Origin of the sequence: Prescottella sp. D32, assembly GCF_037287305.1 — a bacterium.
GTDB classification, from domain to species: Bacteria; Actinomycetota; Actinomycetes; order Mycobacteriales; family Mycobacteriaceae; genus Prescottella; species Prescottella equi.
Genome location: NZ_JARBSW010000001.1, coordinates 104,650 through 121,766 on the forward strand (window position 1 = coordinate 104,650; position 17,117 = coordinate 121,766).

18 protein-coding genes are annotated in these 17,117 nt (G+C 69.9%); 10 read left to right on the forward strand and 8 right to left on the reverse strand.

The annotated features are described in order from the left end of the window. Positions 1 to 18 precede the first annotated feature (18 nt). Positions 19 to 1,563 carry a flavin-containing monooxygenase gene (locus PSS76_RS00455; RefSeq protein WP_337455730.1) on the reverse strand — a complete coding sequence of 515 codons (1,545 nt, stop codon included), beginning with the start codon at positions 1,561 to 1,563 and terminating at the stop codon, positions 19 to 21. A 63-nt stretch (positions 1,564 to 1,626) separates the two neighbouring features. Then, a complete protein-coding gene (locus PSS76_RS00460) occupies positions 1,627 to 1,995 on the reverse strand; it encodes a RidA family protein (RefSeq protein ID WP_005516430.1) in 369 nt (122 codons plus the stop codon). A gap of 170 nt (positions 1,996 to 2,165) precedes the next feature. On the opposite strand from PSS76_RS00460, the gene PSS76_RS00465 reads away from it, so the two are divergent. Continuing rightward, on the forward strand, positions 2,166 to 2,933 hold the full coding sequence (locus tag PSS76_RS00465) for an SDR family NAD(P)-dependent oxidoreductase (RefSeq protein WP_069855330.1): 768 nt from the start codon (positions 2,166 to 2,168) through the stop codon (positions 2,931 to 2,933). A gap of 47 nt (positions 2,934 to 2,980) precedes the next feature. On the opposite strand, the gene PSS76_RS00470 is transcribed toward PSS76_RS00465, so the two are convergent. Beyond that, positions 2,981 to 3,490 (reverse strand): pyridoxamine 5'-phosphate oxidase family protein, encoded by a 510-nt coding sequence (locus PSS76_RS00470; RefSeq protein ID WP_069855331.1) that lies wholly within the window; start codon positions 3,488 to 3,490, stop codon positions 2,981 to 2,983. A 137-nt stretch (positions 3,491 to 3,627) separates the two neighbouring features. Then, positions 3,628 to 5,223: a TM0106 family RecB-like putative nuclease gene (locus tag PSS76_RS00475; RefSeq protein ID WP_337455731.1), complete on the reverse strand. Its 1,596-nt coding sequence runs from the start codon at positions 5,221 to 5,223 to the stop codon at positions 3,628 to 3,630. A gap of 121 nt (positions 5,224 to 5,344) precedes the next feature. Here PSS76_RS00475 and PSS76_RS00480 point away from each other — a divergent pair, with 121 nt between their 5' ends. The 5 genes from PSS76_RS00480 (at position 5,345) to PSS76_RS00500 (ending at position 8,724) form a co-directional block, all read left to right on the forward strand. Further along, complete coding sequence (locus tag PSS76_RS00480; RefSeq protein ID WP_238774447.1) at positions 5,345 to 5,974, forward strand: DUF6474 family protein; 630 nt, start codon at positions 5,345 to 5,347, stop codon at positions 5,972 to 5,974. 67 nt (positions 5,975 to 6,041) lie between these two features. Continuing rightward, a complete protein-coding gene (locus PSS76_RS00485) occupies positions 6,042 to 6,521 on the forward strand; it encodes a hypothetical protein (RefSeq protein ID WP_226347426.1) in 480 nt (159 codons plus the stop codon). 43 nt (positions 6,522 to 6,564) lie between these two features. Next, the gene (locus PSS76_RS00490; RefSeq protein WP_337455732.1) at positions 6,565 to 7,218 is read left to right on the forward strand and encodes a YcnI family copper-binding membrane protein; all 654 of its coding nucleotides are present in this window, start codon (positions 6,565 to 6,567) and stop codon (positions 7,216 to 7,218) included. Beyond that, positions 7,215 to 7,763 carry a copper resistance CopC family protein gene (locus PSS76_RS00495; protein WP_013414448.1) on the forward strand — a complete coding sequence of 183 codons (549 nt, stop codon included), beginning with the start codon at positions 7,215 to 7,217 and terminating at the stop codon, positions 7,761 to 7,763. The genes PSS76_RS00490 and PSS76_RS00495 overlap by 4 nt, the downstream gene beginning before the upstream one ends. Before the next feature lie 16 nt (positions 7,764 to 7,779). Beyond that, entirely contained in the window at positions 7,780 to 8,724 is a 945-nt protein-coding gene (locus PSS76_RS00500) for a CopD family protein (protein WP_013414447.1), read from the forward strand. Between the two features lie 9 nt (positions 8,725 to 8,733). Here the strand turns inward: PSS76_RS00500 and PSS76_RS00505 are convergent, their stop codons facing one another. The 3 genes from PSS76_RS00505 to PSS76_RS00515 form a co-directional block, all read right to left on the reverse strand. Continuing rightward, entirely contained in the window at positions 8,734 to 9,447 is a 714-nt protein-coding gene (locus PSS76_RS00505) for a hypothetical protein (RefSeq protein WP_231849543.1), read from the reverse strand. Positions 9,448 to 9,488: 41 nt separating this feature from the next. Next, a complete protein-coding gene (locus PSS76_RS00510) occupies positions 9,489 to 10,484 on the reverse strand; it encodes a COG1361 family protein (RefSeq protein ID WP_005516444.1) in 996 nt (331 codons plus the stop codon). A gap of 64 nt (positions 10,485 to 10,548) precedes the next feature. Further along, entirely contained in the window at positions 10,549 to 11,079 is a 531-nt protein-coding gene (locus PSS76_RS00515) for a hypothetical protein (RefSeq protein ID WP_005516445.1), read from the reverse strand. A 284-nt stretch (positions 11,080 to 11,363) separates the two neighbouring features. On the opposite strand from PSS76_RS00515, the gene PSS76_RS00520 reads away from it, so the two are divergent. Then, the gene (locus PSS76_RS00520; RefSeq protein WP_103143064.1) at positions 11,364 to 12,224 is read left to right on the forward strand and encodes an SDR family NAD(P)-dependent oxidoreductase; all 861 of its coding nucleotides are present in this window, start codon (positions 11,364 to 11,366) and stop codon (positions 12,222 to 12,224) included. Between the two features lie 9 nt (positions 12,225 to 12,233). Here PSS76_RS00520 and PSS76_RS00525 read toward each other — a convergent pair whose 3' ends face one another. Next, positions 12,234 to 13,130 carry a LysR family transcriptional regulator gene (locus tag PSS76_RS00525; protein ID WP_005516447.1) on the reverse strand — a complete coding sequence of 299 codons (897 nt, stop codon included), beginning with the start codon at positions 13,128 to 13,130 and terminating at the stop codon, positions 12,234 to 12,236. An 83-nt stretch (positions 13,131 to 13,213) separates the two neighbouring features. Between PSS76_RS00525 and mmsB the strand changes: the two genes are divergently transcribed. From mmsB to mmsA, 3 genes are read left to right on the forward strand one after another with little or no spacing between them, the layout of a single operon-like run. Next, a complete protein-coding gene (mmsB, locus tag PSS76_RS00530) occupies positions 13,214 to 14,185 on the forward strand; it encodes a 3-hydroxyisobutyrate dehydrogenase (protein ID WP_337455733.1) in 972 nt (323 codons plus the stop codon). Continuing rightward, entirely contained in the window at positions 14,182 to 15,552 is a 1,371-nt protein-coding gene (locus PSS76_RS00535) for an MFS transporter (RefSeq protein WP_013414443.1), read from the forward strand. The genes mmsB and PSS76_RS00535 overlap by 4 nt, the downstream gene beginning before the upstream one ends. Positions 15,553 to 15,584: 32 nt before the next feature. After that, positions 15,585 to 17,063 carry a CoA-acylating methylmalonate-semialdehyde dehydrogenase gene (mmsA, locus tag PSS76_RS00540; protein ID WP_022593295.1) on the forward strand — a complete coding sequence of 493 codons (1,479 nt, stop codon included), beginning with the start codon at positions 15,585 to 15,587 and terminating at the stop codon, positions 17,061 to 17,063. The last annotated feature ends 54 nt before the right edge of the window (positions 17,064 to 17,117 follow it).

The following is a 17,117-nucleotide window of genomic DNA, read 5'->3' on the forward strand; positions in this document are numbered from 1 at the left end:
GAGGTGGTGCCCCGGACCTCACACGCTCGCCGACTCCATCCGGTAGTCGTCCAGCGGGAAACTCCGCGCCTCCGCGAAGGCGTTGGCCGTCGACGTCGGACGCAGCAGGGCCGCCTCGCCGTGCTGGTTGAAGTAGTACGAGCGCGCCGAACTGCAGCTGCCGCCGTAGAACACCGAGTCGTCGAGGTTCGCGGTCATCCGGTCCAGGAACCGGGTGTTGGCGTCCTCGGTCACCTCGAAGACGTCGGCGCCTTGTCGCCGCATCTCGGTGAACAGCCGGGTCATGTGCGCCATCTGCGACTCGATGGTGGTGAAGTACGACAGCCCGCTGTACGAGTACGGGCTCGCCAGGGTGAGGAAGTTCGGGAACTTCGGCACCGCGACCCCCTCGTATGCCTGGAAGCGGTTGTCCCGCCACCACTTCCCGAGGTTACGGCCGTCCCGGCCGATCACCTCGATGGCCGGGAAGTTCACATCCCACAGGTTGAAGCCGGTCGCCAGGATCAGCGTGTCGATGTCGGTGCGCCGGCCGTCGGTGGTGACGACGGCGTCCGGTTCGATGCGCGCGATCGAGGTGGTCTCCAACTTCACGTTCTTCTTCGTGAACGTGCGGTAGTAGTGGTTCGAGAAGGTGGGCCGTTTGCAGCCGAAGTCGTAGTGCGGCGTCAGTTTTCGTCGTAGATCGGCGTTGGGCACCTGCGCGCGCAGGAACAGTTTCGACGCCGCCGCGGCGCCCTTGTTGAGGATCTTCGCCTGCCGGTAGTGCAGCACCGCGCTCACCATGATGCCCTCGAGAATGGCGTCGCTGACCGCCCGGGCCACGCGCTGCGTCACCGGTAGCCGCGAGAAGAGTCGTTGCACCACAGCGGGAATCGGCATGTCGAGCTTCGGCACCACCCAGATGGGGGTGCGCTGGTAGACGGTGAGCTCCCGCTCCTTGCGGGCGACCTCGGGGATCAACTGGACGGCGGTGGCGCCGGTACCGATGATCGCGGACCGCGACCCGGCCAGGTCGATGCCGTCCTCCCACGCGGTGGTGTGCAGCACCCGCCCGGCGAACGTGTCGATGCCGTCGATGGCCGGTAGCTGCGGCTGCGACAGGAACCCGGTCGCGGTGAGCAGGTAGCGCCCGGTGGCCTGCCCGCCCCCGTCGATCGACACCACCCAGTGCCGGGCGTCCTCGTCCCAGCGCGCACCGGTGACGACGGTCCCGAAGCGCATGTGGCGGCGCAGGTCGTACTTGTCGGCGACGTGCTCGGCGTACCGCTTGAGCTCGGCGCCCGGCGCGAACAACCGCGACCAGTGCGGATTCGGTTCGAACGAGTACGAGTAGGTGACCGACGCGATGTCGACGGCCAGACCCGGGTAGCGGTTGACGTGCCACGTGCCGCCGAGGTCGTCTTCGCGTTCGAGGATCGCCAGGTTGGTCAGCCCGAGCCGACCCAGGGCGATCGCCGCACCCATCCCGCCGAAGCCGGCACCGACGATCACGGCGTCGTACTGCGTGTTCCGCTCCACCGCTGCACCCTTCCCCAGGTATGTGTCACTTCCAGTGTCACTCATCTGCGCGGGTGTGGCCAGGCTTTCGGCCCGATCGGTCGACGCCGACGCATCGGCCGCCCGGACTCAGCCGCCGGTGCGGGCCGTCGCGACCGCGTCGATCTCCACCGTCGCGCCGTAGGGCAGCCCGCTCACCTCGACGAAGGTGCGGGCGGGACGGGGAGCGTCGAAGATCCGCTCGAATTGGCGGTTCGCCTCCTCGCGCAGCGACAGGTCGGTGACGAAGTAGGTGAGCTTCACGACGTCCCTCAATTCGCCGCCGACCGTCGCGAGCCGGTCGACCATCCGGTCGACCGCGGCGTCGAGCGCCTCCGTACGGCCCGGCACCGGAACGCAGTTCTCGTCGACGGACAGGGCGCCCGAGACGAAGACGAGGCCGGCGGCGACGAACGCCGGGCTGTAGGGGTGGTCGGCGGACACCTCGGTCAACGACATCGAGTGCCTCCTCTGAGGTCGACAGCAACGGATCAGGCCGACCATAGCCCGCCCCGGGACACGTGCCGACGAACAGCGCGCACACCCCAGCGACAGCCCCGACCGCGCGTTATGGTGCAGGTCACACGGCCGACCGTGAGGGGTCGACCCGACGCGAAGGGGAAACCGCAGTGGAAATCCAGGGAACCGCGGCACTGATCACCGGCGCAGCCTCCGGCCTCGGGGCCGCGACCGCGAAGCGATTCGCCGACGCGGGCGCCACCGTGTTCGGGCTCGACCTCGCGCAGTCGATCGAACGCGCCGGGGACCACGTGCCCGCGGGTGTCACGTTCCTTCCCGCCGACGTCACCAGCGAGGCCGACGTCCAAGGCGCCGTCGACAAGATCGGCGAGTCGGGGGTTCCGCTGCGCACCGTCGTCAACTGCGCCGGCGTCGGCTGGGCGGGCCGGATCCTGTCGAAGAACGGCCCGCACGACCTCGAACTGTTCCGGACCGTGATCACCGTCAACCTGCTCGGCACGTTCAACGTGATGCGACTGGCCGCCAACGCGATGCAGCACCTGCCGACCGTCGACGACTCGGGCCAGCGCGGCGTCATCATCAACACCGCATCGGTGGCGGCGTTCGAGGGGCAGATCGGGCAGATCGCCTACACCGCGTCGAAGGGCGGCGTGCATGCCATGACGATCACCGCCGCGCGCGACCTCGCGCAGGTCGGCATCCGGGTCAACACCATCGCCCCCGGCACCATCGACACCCCGATGCTCGCGGGCGTGACCGACGAGTACCGCACCAACCTCGAGGCGGGCATTCCCTTCCCGTCGCGCCTCGGCAAGCCCGACGAGTACGCGCAGCTGGCGCAGTTCCTCGTCGAGCACGACTACCTCAACGGCGAAACGGTCCGCATGGACGGCGCGCTACGCATGGCGCCGCGGTAGAGGGCCGCCGCCCCCGGGGCGAGCGCCTCGGGGCTTTCGTCGTCCGGTCAGAATCGCCATCGCGTCTGCGCGTAGACGCCTTTCGCGAAGGCGAAGACGAGGGACGGTTCGACGCGGAACACCGTGGCCGGCCCGCCGGCCGTGTTGACGAACCGCCCGTCCGTGACGTCGAAGCTCCAGTCCGATCCGTACTTCGCGCGGTAGGCGTCGGCGATGCCGGTCAGCGACTCCGGATCCGAGATCCGTACCGCTCGCCCCTCGATCACGACATCCAGCCCGGATCCGAGGGCGTTCACTCCGGTCGTCAGCGCGCACGCACTGGATTCGGAGAGGTTGCGCGCCTTCTGCTCGTCGGGCCCGGTGCAGAAGTGCATCCGGTCGTCGACGCGGACGGCGATCAGCGGCGTCACGTGCGGTCGGCCGTCGGCGCGGACCGTGGACAGCCAGAACACCTCGGCGGCGTCGAGTGCGGCCGTCACCTGCGGCCACGTGGAGGCCGGCGCTTTCTCGTCGCTGTATCGGCTGTCGAGTTGGGCGGCGGGCAGCTGCGCGGTCATGGGGGTCTCCCGTCTCGTGGGGTGCTGTCACAAGTACAGACCCGGACCCTGCCGAGAACTCATCGCCCGGAGCGCTTCGCGCCCGTGCGCCTTTTTGGTAGCGACAGGTACCAGAAAGGCGCACAGGCGCGAAGCGCCTACAGTTCCGACTCGTGCGGGATCTCGGCGGCGGCGCGCTCACTCATCCACTCGCGCAGCACCTTGGTGGCGATGACGTCGTCCTCGTTGTACTCGAGGAGACGCTGACGCTGGGTGAGGTCGGGGTCGCCGTCGTAGCCGACGGCCTCGCGGTACCAGCTCATCGAGGCCTCGCCGTTGGCCTCGGCGTCGCGCCAGTGGAATCCGGCGACGGGCGCGATCTTCTTGAGCCCCTTGCCGTTCGGGCACACGAAGTTGTCGCTGACGGCCTGGTAGATGTCCACCCACTGCGGGCTGTCGATGAACTCGCGGATCTCGGCGACGCTGGGGATTCCGTCGATGCCGGCGAAGCGGCGCGCCGAGTCGAGCAGCCACTTGTCCTCGGCGGATCGCGAATAGCAGTACGCGGCGAAGGTTTTGCCGACGGCGGCCGCGCCGGCCCGCTCGGCCATGAGCCACGTCCAGAACTCGGCGAACGAGCGCGCCTCGTCGACCGTCGGTAGCGGATCCCAGCTCACGAACGGCCGGTACACCGACGTGCCCGCGACGTTGAGCAGCGTGCCCCACAGGTAGGCGCCGTGCTCCTGATAGCTCTCCATGTCGACGTCGACCTCGACGTCGGCGCGGGCCACCGTCACGGTCTCGTGGCGCCGCACCAGCGGCACCGACGCGATCCACGCCTTCGCCGTGACGACGGTGTCGTGGAAAGAGTTGTGCGGCCACTCCTCCGGGGCATCGCCTTCCCACGCGGCGAGCTGCTCGACGGTGCGCACGCCACGCTCACGCAGCACCTCGGCCCGCGACCCGGACGCCACCAGCGACACGTCCTGGGTCTCCTCGAGCTTCTCCCTGCAGCCCGGCCACCACGGGCACGAGCGGCACTCGCCGATCTGCGACGGCACCGTCGCGATCTCGCCGCGCGCGACGGCGATGCGGTCGGCGAAACGTTCGTCGTAGTCGTCGAGGACGTTCGCCAGGTCGTGCACCAATATGCAGTCGGCGCCGTAGCCGATGGCACCGCCCGACAGCGCCGGGCTCGCCAGACCGTGCCGCTCGAGCATCCGGTACACCTGGGCGAGCCGCATCTGGTCGCGCAGTTGGGCGCGCACCTTCCGCTTCTCGTCGACGGCGGGCGCCCACTCGAACAACCCGGTCGTGACCGCTCCGGTTCCGGGGTCGGTGACCTTGTGGTTGACGACGATGACGGGCAGGTAGCCGCCGCGCTCGACGTCGCGGAGCAGGATCTCGACCCGCCCCCGCCGGCCGGTGTCCCGTTCGGACGGCAGCACCGCACCCCAGATCTTGTCGGCACCGTTCCGGCACGCCTCGAGGGTGGCGCGGGCGCGCTGCCGGGCCGGGCCGTCGGGGTCGATCCGCACCCACGCGTCGGGGTCGGCGTCCATCAGCCGGACGCGGACCGCCTCGCGCTGCGCGGCCGCCGCCTCCTGCCGCTGCTTCACTCCGGTGTTCTCGGGGGCCGCCGCCAGCAGATCGGGGTAGGCGGCATCGAGATGGACGCGGTGGCGGCACCGCGTCAGCGCACCGGGCTCGAGAAGCACGGGGGCGCCGTCCTGCGGGCCGTTGGGGGAACACACGATGTGGAAGATTATGTGCTCACCTAGGGTAAAGCCGAAAGCGGCGGAGCCCGAGCAAACGCGGATAGGCTGTGACACAGTCCGTCGCCGCGCCGAAACACCAGATGGAGGGGCCTTTCCAGTGGGGTTGTTCAAGAAACGTAAGCGGCGCGCCACGCGCAAGGCCGAGGCGAAGGCGCTCAAGCACAAGGCGAAGCTCGAGGCCAAGCTCGGCGCCAAGAACGACCGCAAGAAGCACCGGTCGGACGCGAAGGCCCAGAAGAAGGTCGACAAGGCCCAGATCTCGGCGCTGAAGGCGCAGGAGAAGGCCGCCGCCAAGGCGGCCGAGAAGGGCCTGACGGTCGCCCAACTGCGCCGCTACATGGGCGTCGCCCGCCTGCTGGCGCCGGTCGTCGTGCCGCTGGCATACCGCGGCGCCACCGCGCTGCGCGGTCAGCTCGACGCCCAGCGTGCCCAGCGCATGGGCATCGCCGTCGACCAGCTCGGCGAGTACACCGGCCACGGCGCCAAGCTCAGTGCCCGCATCGCCGGCGCCGAGAAGTCGGTCGCCGAGATCGTCAGCCGGCACCCCGGGGACGCCGAGACGCAGCAGTTCGCGACCGCGATCCGGGCCCGGCTCACCGACCTGGAGACCGCCGTCCACGCCTCCGAGCAGATGCCGCCCGCCCGCCGCAAGCAGGCGCACCACGCCATCTCCTCCGAGCTCGACGGCGTCGAAGCCGACATCCTGGCGCGCCTCGGCGTGCGCTGACCGTCCCGCCCCGACCGCCGTGTCCGCTCCCCGCCCCGCCCCGACCGCCGCGCTTCGCGGTGGTGCCGTGGGCGCGCTGGCGGCGGCGCTGGCGGTCGCGGCGCACGGCGTCGCCGGCGGCGGGTTCCCGGGGTCGCCGGCCCTGACGCTGCTGTTGGCCGCGTGCGCCGCGGTAGGCGCCGCGGCGGGCGGGGTCCCCGTGCTGAGCCGCAGCCGGACCGCTCTGTTCGGTGCCCTCGCGGCCGGGCAGGGCGCCGGCCACCTCGCGCTCACCGTCTCCGCCGACGGGCACCTCCACCAGGGTGTACCGGTCGTCGCGATGCTCGCTGCGCATGCCGCGGCCACCGTCGTGTGCGCGGGTCTGGTCCTCGGCGCCGAGCGCCTGTACGGGCCGATCACCCGTGTCCTCCGTGCCGTTCTGGCGCCACCCGTCCTGGGTGTCGCATCCGCACCCGTGTGCGCGCCGCGACCGCTCGACCGCCGCGCGCCGCGCCTGACGGTGCTCGCCACCGGGTTGTCCCGCCGCGGACCTCCGCTGTTCGCCTGACCCGCGAACCGGTACCTCCGCACAGAAAAGACACCCGAACCAGATGAAGAAGACCATCACGCGCGCCCTCCTCACGGTGGGCGCCGCCGGCAGCGCGCTGCTGCTCGCGACCGGCGTGGCCTCCGCGCACGTCTCGGTCGCCGCCCCCGGCGCCGAGCAGGGCGGCTACTCCGTCCTCACCTTCCGCGTCCCCACCGAGTCCGACACCGCCGGCACCACCGCACTCACCGTGCAGTTGCCGGGCCTGAAGTCGGCGCGCACCGAGCCCATGCCCGGCTGGACGTCCGCCGTGCAGAAGGACCCGTCCGGCGTCGCGACGTCCGTGACGTGGACGGCCGACCCCGGCGTGAGCGTCGGCCCCGGCCAGTTCCAGCAGTTCGTGCTCTCCGCGGGCCCGCTGCCCGAGCAGGAGGCCGTCGAGTTCCCGGCCACCCAGACCTACAGCGACGGCAACGTCGTGCAGTGGGACCAGAAGCCCGGCCCGGACGGATCCGAACCCGACAAGCCGGCTCCGTCGCTGACGCTTGCGGCGGGCAGCGGCGACGGCCACGGCACCGTGGACGCGACGGTCTCGGTCGACGAGACCACCAACACCACCGACACCACCGCCCGCTGGCTCGGCGGCATCGGCCTGGTGCTCGGTGCGTTGGGCGCCGCCCTGGGCATCGGCGCGACGCTGCGGGGGCGCCGCTCATGAGCCCGCACCTGATCCGACGTTTCCGCGTCGTCGCCGTCGGTTTCGTTGCGATGCTCGCAACGCTGCTCGGCGCCGGCACGGCGTCCGCGCACTCCGCGGTGATCGCCAGCACCCCCGACAACGGCGCCCAGATCGCGACCGCGCCCCAGCGGGTCAGCCTCCAGTTCAACGAGGCCTTGCAGGAGAAGTTCGCGTCCCTCACCGTCGTCGGCCCCGACGGCAACCTGTGGTCCAAGGGCGACCCGACGATCCAGGGTGACACCGCCAGCGTCCCACTCGAGGGCCTCGGCCCGGTGGGCGAGTACACGATCGCGTTCCGCGTGACCTCGGCCGACGGCCATCCGGTGAGCGGCACCCGCGTGTTCACGTTGACGCAGGAGGGCACCGGCGTCCCCGGCCCCAAGGCGGGCGGTCAGGACGCGTCGAGCAGCAGTGACGGCGACTCCGACTCGAACATGATCATCTGGGTCATCGTCGGTGTCGCCGTGGTGGTGTTCGGCGGCGGCCTGTGGTTCGCGCTGCGCAAGCCGCGCGGCGAGAACTGAGCCGAGCGGTACCCCGATGAGGACGGCGAACATCGGCCGGGGCCGGCTGCTGTTCGCCGTCCCCACCGCGCTGGCCGGGGTGGCGCTCGCGTGGCTGCTCGCCACCCCCGACGGCCCGTCCCCCACCGCCGCGGTGCGGGTGCTGGCCGTCGGGCTGGGAGCCACCGTGTTCGGGCTGGCCGCGTGGCAGTGGCTGCAGCGGGACGAGCGTCGCCCCGCGCTCGACGCCGGACTGCTGTGGCGGACATTGGCAGCCGTCGCGGGCGCCTGGACGATCGCCGAGTGCGTACTGGTGGTTCTCGAGGCCGCCGAGACCGAGGGGCGGTCGCACTTCGCGGTGGCGCCGGGCACCGTCGTCGACTTCGTCCGCGTCGTCGGGGCCGGACGTCTCGGTGCCGTCACCGTGGCCTGCACGGCACTGGTGACGCTGATCGCGGCCGTCGCCTACCGCCGCAGCCTGCCGTGGCCGGCCGCGCCGGTACTCGCGCTGACAGGCCTGGCGCTGATCGCCCGCCCGATCGGCGGGCACATGTCGCAGCAGACCCTCGGCTCGCTGCTCGACGCCGCGCACGTCCTCGCGGCGGCCACGTGGTTCGGGATGCTCACCGCCCTGGCCCTCACGGCCCGCTCACGCGGCGCGTGGGCGTCCCTGCTCCCCCGCTACTCGACCATCGCGTGGCGGTGTGTGTGGGTCCTCGCCGCAACGGGCCTGATCAACGCGGCGGTCCGGCTCGGCGGCATCGCTCCGCTGGTCACCACCGGCTACGGCCGCGTGGTCCTCGCGAAGGTCGTCGCGCTGGCCGGGCTGCTCGCCGCCGGGTGGTGGCTCCGCCGCACCTGGGTCGGCCCGGCGGCCGCACACCGGATCGACGCCGACGCGTCACTGCGTCGAGCCGTCGGTGAATCGGCCACGATGGCAGTCGCATTCGGGCTCGCGGCGGCTCTCGCGACCACCGCTTGATCCGGACTCCTACGCGACCGAGATGGTGATCGTGCCGGAGTAGGCGCCGATCGCCGCGCCGTCGGGGTAGTTGACGGTCAGCGCCGGGGTCCAAGTGATCATTTCGAGCGGCCAGGACAACCCGGTTCGCTCGACGACGGTCTTGGGGGCTTCCAGGCTTTGCCACCCCTTCGAGCTCAGATCACCACCGGCCAGTTCACCCCCGAGTGCAGTTGCACGGTAGTTGACGGCGCTCTTCGGAATAGTCCCGTTGGTACCGACGAAGTCGGTGGACGACGCCGTGGCGACCCAACCCCGGGTGCCGCTGCTGTCGTCTCTCACTGTGATGAGCGTGAGCGTGCCGTTGGCACTCTTCGCACCGGGAACTACGGTGGCCCACTGCCCGGCGACGGTGATCGACAGACCGGCCCGGCCCGCGGCGGCGGCCATTGCGCGGTTGCCGACCGGAGTCGTCGGGGCAGGGGCCGACGTGGTCGGCGCGACCGTCGTGGCGGGCGCAGGCGTGGTCGTCGTCGTGGTCGTGGTCGTAGCCGTGGCTTCTTCCGAGTCGCCCCGGGAGACGTAGCGCTCACGGGTGGTCGTCGGCGCCGCCGTCGTTGTCGCCGCTGCCGCAGTGGTGGTGGTCGTGGGCGCGGCCGTAGTGGTCACCTCGTTCGCCCCATCGGACGGTGCTGCCGTGGCGGTGGGCGCGCCGACGAGGACCAGGGCCCCGACAGCGGCCACGGACAGACGGAGGCCTCGCGGCATCGTGTTGCGCCACACGGCTACTGCTCCGATCCCGACGGGCGACGCTTCCGCACCACCAGGTAGCCGCCGACTCCGGCGACGGCGAGCACCGCCACCACGATTCCGGCGATCAGCGGCCACGACGTCGAGTCGGACGAGCCGACCGACTCGCCGTCACCCTTGTCGGGAAAGGTGAGCGTCGCCGACGTGTCGTGCTTGATGATGCCGCTCTCGAGCTCGACGTCGGCCTTCCACGGACCGGCGGGCAACGCGACACTGTCGGGCACGGCGATGACGACCTCGCCGTCCTCACCGGGCGCGATGGTCGCGACCGCACTGTCGATGGGGCCGGCGGACAGTCCCCCGGGGCCGCCCGAAAGGTTCAAGGTCCCGGCAAGATCGACCGCTCGTCCGCCCGTGTTGGTGACCGAGGCGACGACGGACGCGAGCCCGTCGGCCGTGCGACGCGGCGTCAGGCTGGAGATCGTGAAGTCGGCGGGCGGACCGTTGCCCGGCCCCACCGACAGGTAGACCCGCACCCCGACGCGTGATTCGTTGGTGATGCCGTTCGACGCCGGGGCCTTGTGGGACGCCCAGATCACGGCGTACTGCTCGACCTCCGGCGCATCCTGCGGCACGGCGATCGTCACGGCCACCTCGGCCTGTTCGCCGTCGGCGAGGTCGACCGTGGGCCGGTCGACGGAGATCCATGACGAGAGTGCGTTCGTCTCGCCCGGCTCCCCCAGCGCGAATGTCCCGTCCGCGACTCGTGCGGCACCGGCGTAGACGTCGATCTGCGCGGGCGCGCCGGTGTCGTTGGACACCATCACATGTCGGGTGACAGTGGTGCCCGGCGGGAGGTTGTCGACGATGTAGCGCAGTGCCCGAGGATCGTCCTTCAGCGCGACCGGCGCGTCGAGCAGGCGCACGCCGATCGATCCGTCGGGAGTGGCCTGATCCGGGGCAGCAAGAGCCGACGCGGGCACACTGACGGCCGCGATGACGGCCACGAGGAACGCGAGGAGGGAACGCATGGATCACTTTCTGGCCGAACGGCCGGAGACGCAGGAAGCGTCCCCGGCCGATGGGTACCGAGCTCTAGGCGACCGAAATGGTGATGGTGCCCGTGTAGCTGCCGATGGAGGCGCCGTCCGGGTAGTTGACGGTCAGGGTCGGGCTCCACGTCGCGACCTCCAACGGCCACGTCAGGCCCGTCCGGCTGACGACAGTCTTGGGAGAGTCGAGGGTCTGCTCTCCGGTCGACGCGAGCGTGCCCCCACCGACCTTGCCCGCGGGCGACGAGGCCGAGTAGGTGACCGCGCTCTTCGGGATGGTCTCGTTGGTGCCGACGAAGTCCGTCGAGGATGCGCTGGCAACCCACCCGCGCGGCGCCTGGTTACGGCTGTCACTCACGGAAACCAGGGTCAACAGACCGCTGGCCTTACCGGCCGTAGGCGTGACGGTGCCGAGCCCACCGGCGACAGTGACGGACAGGCCACCACCCTCGGTTCCGAGGATGGAGAAATTGACGGTGGTGCTGGCGTCGTTGGCGGCGTTCGCGGCGGTGGCCGGGACGACGAGACCGGCGGCAGCGACCAGGCCGGCGGCGAGAAGCGTTACTTTGCGCATGTTTCCTCTTCGGGGGATGTTCGGGTGGAACAGACAGCAGCCCGTTACCGAACAGAACCAAACGGCCCGATTCGGGGGTCGACTATTGATACTCGACAGTTGGTCAAGTGTCCAGTAGGGGAATCGAATTATTTTGCTCGGCTCGGACGGTACTCGGAACGTTTGTTTGTTTTGCCGTTTTCGCGCTTCTCGATCCGGACGGCACCCGGCGATGGCATTGGCGGGCACCGACTCTGATCGTTTTCGCAGCTGGGGCGCCGAGGTCGGCACTAATATTCGGGATCGTGACTTCGACGGGGTGGTGGTTCCGGGCCAAGCACGCGCTCGACACTCGGGGGCCGTTTCCGCGCCGTCGGCGCGGCTCGCTCGCCGACGCGGTGGCCGGACGCCGGGTCCTGGTCACCGGGGCGTCGTCGGGGATCGGCCGGGCCGCCGCGATCGATCTCGGTGCGGCCGGTGCGACCGTGCTGCTCCTCGCCCGTCGCGAGGCCGAACTCGACGAGGTCGTCCGAACCGTCGAGGCCCACGGTGGGAAGGCGTTCGCCTACCCGTGCAACCTCAACGACGCCGACGCGACCGATGCGACGATCGCTCGGATCCTGGACGAGCACGCCGGCGTGGACATTCTCGTCAACAACGCGGGCCGCTCGATCCGGCGGCCACTCGACCAGTCCTACGACCGGGCACACGACTTCGAACGGACAATGCGGCTCAACTACTTCGCTGCGGTGCGCCTGATGCTGGCCGTACTGCCGGGGATGCGGGAGCGTCGCTACGGGCAGGTGATCAACGTGCTGTCGGCCGCGAACCTGTTCGGCGGACCCGGCTACAGCGCGTACGTGGCGTCGAAGGCCGCGCTCGACGAGGTGTGCGCCAGCTTCCAGGCCGAAACGCTCAGTGAGAACGTCACGTTCACGTCGATCTACATGCCGCTGGTGCGGACCGCGATGGTCGCCCCGAACAATCAGTACCTGAAGGCCGCGGCGCTCAGCCCCGAGGAGGCGGGCCGGGTCGTCTGCGACGCGATCGTCCACCGGCCGCGGCGGATGGGCCCGACGTTGGGACGTCTGACCCGGTTGATCGACGCGATCAGCACCGAGCGCGCCGACGCCGCCCGGCACCGGAGGTTCGCGTCGGGCGGCTGACCGGCCCGCTCACCACTGCGGCATCAGTTCGGACTGCCTGTCGGCCACCATCTCCCGGATCGCTTGCAGCACCGTGGCCGCCGCGGGTCGGCGCAGCCGTCTCGGCGCGAGGCACGCCGAGAACTCGAGGGTGATGGCGACGTCCGACGGCAGCACTCGCTGGAGCGTCGGCTCACGCTCGGCCACGAACGCGGGCAGCAGTCCGATCCCGGCACCGGCCAGTGTCGCCGCGGTCTGCGCCTGAACACTGGTCGAGCCGAAGGTGACCTTGTGGTTGCCGGTGAGCTTCGTCAGCACATCGAGGTCCTCCACCCGGAGCAGGCCCTCGATGTAGTAGACGAGCGAGTGCCCCTCCAGGTCCTCGAGCGACGTCGGCATGCCGCGTTCGGCCCGATACGCGTCGGATGCGTACAGGCCCAGCCGATAGTCCGTCAGTTTCTCGGCGCCCGGTCGCCCGAAGACCGGCTCGCCCACTCCGATCTCGATGTCGGCGCCGGCCCCGAACGCGCTGAGCCGTGTCTGGGTGACGATCTCCACGAGAAGGTCGGAGTTGATGCGGTGCAGGTCGGCCATCAGCGGCGCGATGAAGTACGAACCGAAGGCCTCCGTCGTGGCGATCCGCACGAGCCCGGAGAGTTCCCGTTCGCGGGGCGTGATGCTGGCCAGATCGCGCACATCGGTCAGCGCCGATTCGATCTGCTCACACGATCGCAGCAACCGATGACCCAGGTCGGTCAGTTCGCATCCCTGGACGCCCCGCACCAGGACCGGCGCGTGCAGTTCCGCCTCCAGCGCGGACATCCGCCGCGACACCGTCGCGTGGTTGAGCCCGAGGGCGGACGCGGCCCCGACGAGCGAGCCGCACCGGGCGATTTCCAGCAGCACCACGAGATCGTCCGCACGCATATTGACTCCCGGCTCGCTTGTGCACTTCTGCACAGCTTGTGTGTCGAATAGGGCCTTTTCCGGCGCTGTAATCTAGCTCACTCTTGTCCCACGGTCGACGTAGACACCTACAGCTCGACATCGGACGGAAGGGCACCACCATGAAGATCGGTTGGATCGGCCTGGGCAACATGGGGTTGCCGATGGCTGCAAATCTGCACAGTGCGGGGTTCGAACTGGTCGGTTTCGACCTGTCGTCCGCCGCCCGCGACGACGCGGCAGCCCACGGCATCCCCACCACCGATTCGCCCGTCGACGTCGCAGCGGACGCCGACGTCCTGATCACCATGCTGCCCAAGGGCGACCACGTGCGTGCAGCCCTGCTCGACTCCGGCGCCCTCGCCGTCGCCGCTCCGGCCGCGCTGGTGATCGACTCCTCGACGATTGCCACCGCCCAGGCCGTCGACATCGCCGCGGCCGTGGCCGCGACCGGTCGTCGCTTCCTGGACGCCCCGGTCTCCGGTGGCACCGCCGGCGCCGCGAACGCGACGCTGACGTTCATGGTGGGCGGCGCGGAAGCGGACCTCGACGAGGCTCGCCCGCTCCTGCAGGCCATGGGCACGCGCGTCTTCCACGCCGGCGATCTCGGGGCGGGCCAGAGCGCCAAGATGCTCAACAACATGATGCTGGCCGCGAACATGCAGAGCACCTGTGAAGCCGCGGCACTGGCACAACGTCTGGGTATCGCACCGAAGACGGTCATCGATATCGCCGGTGTCTCCACCGGCGACAGCTGGGCGCTGCGCAGCTACTACCCCGTCGGCGGCGCCGTCGAGTCCGCACCGTCCAGCAGGGATTTCACGGGCGGCTTCGCCGTCACCCTGATGCGCAAGGATCTCGGCCTCGCGCTCGACGCGGCGGCCTCGCACGGGATCGACGCCTCGGCAACCGCGGAGGTCGCCCGACGACTGGACCTGCTCGCCGACAACGGTTTCGGCGGCCTCGACTTCTCGGCCCTGATCCGTCTCGTCGACGGCACGATCGAGATCGAGCCTGCCCGGGAGGGGGTCCGGTGACCGCACAGTTGACCGACCCGGCTCCCGAGACGCCCAAGCAGAAGACCCCCGCCGGCTTCCACCGGATCGTCGCGGCCTCCATGGCCGGGACGGTCGCCGAGTGGTACGAGTTCTTCCTCTACGGCATGGCGGCGGCGCTCGTCTTCGGCGACGTGTTCTTCAAGGCGACCGGCAATCCGCTCGACGGTGTGATCGCCGCTCTGCTGACCTACGCGATCGGCTTCGTCGCCCGTCCGATCGGCGGCATCATCTTCGGGCACTACGGCGACAAGTTCGGCCGCAAGAAGTTGCTGCAGGTCTCGCTTCTGGTCATCGGTGTCTCGACCTTCCTGATCGGCGCGATCCCGAGTTTCGACCAGATCGGTTATGCGGCACCGATCATCCTCGTGGTGCTCCGCTTCATGCAGGGCATCGCGATCGGAGGCGAGTGGGGCGGCGCCGTGCTGCTCGTCGCCGAGCAGAGCCCCGACGACAAGCGTGGGTTCTGGGCCAGTTTCCCGCAGGTCGGCGCGCCACTCGGCAACGTCCTGGCGACCGTGGTGCTCCTGGTGCTGTCCTTCGCGCTTCCCGAGGCCGCCTTCCTCTCGTGGGGTTGGCGTGTGGCGTTCTTCTTCTCCGCCTTCATCGTTCTGATCGGCTGGTTCATCCGTACCAAGGTGGAGGACTCACCGATCTTCAAGGACGCGGCCGAGGAGCAGCCGCAGGCGGAGAGCACGTGGAAGGCGATCAAACGCGTCTTCCAGGCACGTCCCCGCGAGGTGCTCACCGCGATGGGCGCCCGGGTGATCGAGAACATCCTCTACTACATGGTCGTCACCTTCTCGCTGACGTACCTGAAGGTGCAGCTCGACGTCGACACCTCCACCATCCTGACTCTGATGCTGATCTCGCACATCGTTCATGCCGCGATGATCCTCGTGTTCGGCTGGATGTCCGACAAGGTGGGCCGCCGCCCCGTCTACCTCGCCGGCGCGACTCTGGCCACGGTGTACTGCTTCGTGGCATTCCCGTTGATGGACACCAAGTCCGACGCGCTCATCCTGTGCGCGATCACGGTGGGCCTGATCATCCACGCCGTCATGTACGCACCGCAGCCGGCGCTCCTCTCGGAGATGTTCCCCACGCACATGCGCTACATCGGTGTTTCCCTCGGCGCACAGGTCACCGCGATCTTCGCCGGGTCCCTCGCCCCGGTGATCGCCACGATGCTGTTGCGCACCTTCGACAGTTGGGTTCCGATCGCGATCTACGTCGCGGTCGCCGGACTGATCTCGATCGTCGCGGTCCTGTTCATGCGCGAGACCAAGGGCACCTCGCTGGCCGCGCTCGACGACGAACACCGCGCCCGCTTCGGCACTTCCCTGTGAATTCTGCTCTACCCCTGAAAGGTTCATCACCCATGCGCACCATCCCCCACTGGATCAACGGCGCCCCCGTCGCGGGCGGCTCCGACACCATCGATGTGCTCGACCCGGCCACCGACCAGCCGGTCGCCACCGTGCCCATGGCGGACGCAGCCACGGTGGACGCAGCGATCGCCGCTGCCGCGAGCGCCTTCGACGGCTGGGCCGCCACGCCCCTGTCCAAGCGGGCCCACGTGCTGTACCGGTTCCGTGAACTGCTCTTGGCCAACCGTTCCGAGCTCGCTGCGATGATCACCGAGGAGCACGGCAAGACCCTCGACGACGCCGCCGGCGAGATCTCACGAGCGGCCGACTCCGTCGAACTCGCTTGTGGTGGACCGGCACTGGCACGCGGCGGAACGTCGCTGCAGACCGGTCCGAACATCGACACCAAGTCGGTGCTGCATCCCCTGGGTGTCTGCGTGGGCATCACACCGTTCAACTTCCCCGCGATGATGGGCATGATGATGGTGTCGGTGGCCCTGGCGGCGGGTAACACCTTCGTCTGGAAGCCGAGCGAGCAGGATCCCGGCGTCTGCCTGCGTATCGCCGAGCTGTTCCGGGAGGCCGGTCTGCCGGACGGCGTGCTCAACGTCGTGCACGGTCGGCAGGACACCGTGGAGCAGCTGATCGATTCGCCCGACACCGAGGCGGTGTCGTTCGTGGGTTCGAGCAAGGTGGCGCACATCGTCTACTCGCGGGCCGCGGCCGCGGGCAAACGCGTGCAGGCCTTCGGCGGCGCGAAGAATCACATGATCGTGATGCCCGACGCCGACCTGGACGTCGTCGCCGACCAACTCACCTCCGCCTGCTTCGGCGCCGCCGGCCAGCGGTGCATGGCGATCTCGGTGGCGGTGGTCGTCGGCGACACCGCCGAGCCCCTGCTCGACAAGCTCGTCGGCCGCGCCCAGCAGGTGCGCCTCGGCGCCGGCAATGCCCCGGACACCGAGGTCGGTCCGGTGATCAACCGCCAGTCGCAGCAGCGCATCCAGGCCGCCGTCAAGGAGGCGGTCGCGGCCGGTGCCCGGGCGGTGGTCGACCGCAGCACCGAGGTCGTGGCCGGATACGAAGGCGGATACTTCATCGGGCCGACCGTGCTGGCCGACGTCGACGTGTCCTCGCCCGCGTACCAGGACGAGTTGTTCGGCCCGGTACTCGTGGTGATGCGGGTGGACTCGCTGAACGACGGTCTCGCACTGATCGCGAATCACCGCTACGGCAACGGGGCGTCGATCTTCACCAGGGACGGGGCCGCGGCCAACGAGTTCGAACGCCGGGCGTCCGCGGGCATGGTCGGCATCAACGTCGCCATCCCCGTCCCCGTGGCGGCGTATGCCGTCCAGGGCTGGAAGGACTCCGCCTACGGCGACACCGGCCTGAACAACGCATCGTGGAGCTTCTACACGCGTCCGAAGTACGTGACGTCACGTTGGGACAGCGTCGCGGGCACGGACTTCGGTTTCCGCCCGAACTGATCGGCGCGACAGCGCACCGGAGCGGGCGGCGGCCGTCGGGGCGCCGCCCGCTCC

Coding starts and splice junctions, on each gene's coding strand:
- PSS76_RS00455 (WP_337455730.1), bottom strand. CDS start 1,563: ATGAGTGACACTGGAAGTGACACATACCTGGGGAAGGGTGCAGCGGTG.
- PSS76_RS00460 (WP_005516430.1), bottom strand. CDS start 1,995: ATGTCGTTGACCGAGGTGTCCGCCGACCACCCCTACAGCCCGGCGTTC.
- PSS76_RS00470 (WP_069855331.1), bottom strand. CDS start 3,490: ATGACCGCGCAGCTGCCCGCCGCCCAACTCGACAGCCGATACAGCGAC.
- PSS76_RS00490 (WP_337455732.1), top strand. CDS start 6,565: ATGAAGAAGACCATCACGCGCGCCCTCCTCACGGTGGGCGCCGCCGGC.
- PSS76_RS00495 (WP_013414448.1), top strand. CDS start 7,215: ATGAGCCCGCACCTGATCCGACGTTTCCGCGTCGTCGCCGTCGGTTTC.
- PSS76_RS00500 (WP_013414447.1), top strand. CDS start 7,780: ATGAGGACGGCGAACATCGGCCGGGGCCGGCTGCTGTTCGCCGTCCCC.
- PSS76_RS00510 (WP_005516444.1), bottom strand. CDS start 10,484: ATGCGTTCCCTCCTCGCGTTCCTCGTGGCCGTCATCGCGGCCGTCAGT.
- PSS76_RS00515 (WP_005516445.1), bottom strand. CDS start 11,079: ATGCGCAAAGTAACGCTTCTCGCCGCCGGCCTGGTCGCTGCCGCCGGT.
- PSS76_RS00525 (WP_005516447.1), bottom strand. CDS start 13,130: ATGCGTGCGGACGATCTCGTGGTGCTGCTGGAAATCGCCCGGTGCGGC.
- mmsA (WP_022593295.1), top strand. CDS start 15,585: ATGCGCACCATCCCCCACTGGATCAACGGCGCCCCCGTCGCGGGCGGC.